The sequence below is a fragment of the Photorhabdus hindustanensis genome (assembly GCF_002968995.1).
GTDB classification, from domain to species: domain Bacteria; phylum Pseudomonadota; class Gammaproteobacteria; order Enterobacterales; family Enterobacteriaceae; genus Photorhabdus; species Photorhabdus akhurstii.
Map to the genome: position 1 here is coordinate 1 of NZ_PUWT01000145.1, position 1,133 is coordinate 1,133.

General features: G+C 39.3%; 2 protein-coding genes. Both read right to left on the reverse strand.

Annotation, left to right across the window (positions count from 1 at the left end):
• The coding region (locus C6H66_RS24665) for an Imm52 family immunity protein (RefSeq protein WP_105397027.1) at positions 1–646 on the reverse strand (646 nt) is incomplete at its 3' end.
• Positions 647–663: 17 nt separating this feature from the next.
• Positions 664–1,133: restriction endonuclease fold toxin 5 domain-containing protein (locus C6H66_RS24670; protein WP_219847652.1), on the reverse strand; the 470-nt coding region annotated here is incomplete at its 5' end.

Here is a 1,133-nt window from a genome sequence, read left to right on the forward strand (position 1 = left end):
CCTGATTTCTTCCATCAAAAATCCCTTTCTTGGTGATAATCAGAGTGCCGATCTGTTCATTATTTTGGTACACAGGCAGCACATCTTCCGCCATAGGCAGATAGAACTTATCAATAATACGGGGCTGGTAAAGCATCCAGCCGACACTAAGGCGATCAGGAAAAACCTGCCTGCCTTTTAAGGTATAGCCGTTAGTTTCCACCTGAATATAAGGAAAATCACGGCTGGTCGCTAAGTATTTAACTAAGTTAATTAACCGGGATAGACTTAGCTGACTAGTATCAGCCGCTAAATTTAATACTAACCACACCCAATTCGGGCGAGAAGTTGATGATTTAAAATAATCAATTCCACTATCTAATTCATCCTTTTCACCATCCCATATTCCATTAATAATAGCAGGGAAATTTTTCTTATAATCTTTTTCGAAACTTTTTATGGCAACTTCAGTTGGCCCCTGCTCATCAAATACAATATGTTTCAAGGCATCTTTACGGGAATATCCCTTTAAGAACCAGCTTTTTTTCTGCCCCAAAAAGATATCTATTTTCTGAGTAATATGAAACAAATCTATCAATGCAATATTAGGAGTAATGTTTTCTTGTTGCTCATAACGTATATTAAATTTTATATGAATTATTGCCATGTTGACCTCGTATTAAACTAAAGCGTCGCAGGGGTATAGTGAACACTGATATTTCTATATTCACCGAACAATATCTTAAAATAGCCAGAACTGACAGGCTGTAAAAAATGCCATTCCACACGCGGAGTATTATCCAGTGCATCACAGACTACTTGATGTCTGCGTGCCTGCTCTTTAGCGGAATAAATTCCCTTCCACCAATTTTTAGGATTTCCTTTACTATTAAAAAACTGGTCATACCGCGCCTTAGCCTCCAGAAACAGGCAATATGCCGGCCGCCAGCCATCAAAGGTCACTTTCAGGCATTGAAATTCCTGGATCATTTGTGTGAGCGGGTTATATTGAGTTTTCGCAATAAATCGCTGATAGTTAATCGTGATAGCGCTCCAACGACTCACCTTGCGATATTTTTCACTTGTCACCGGAATAGCAAGGCAAGCCTCGCACGCTTTTTTAGTTTCCGTTTTTTCACACTCTTCCGTTTCAG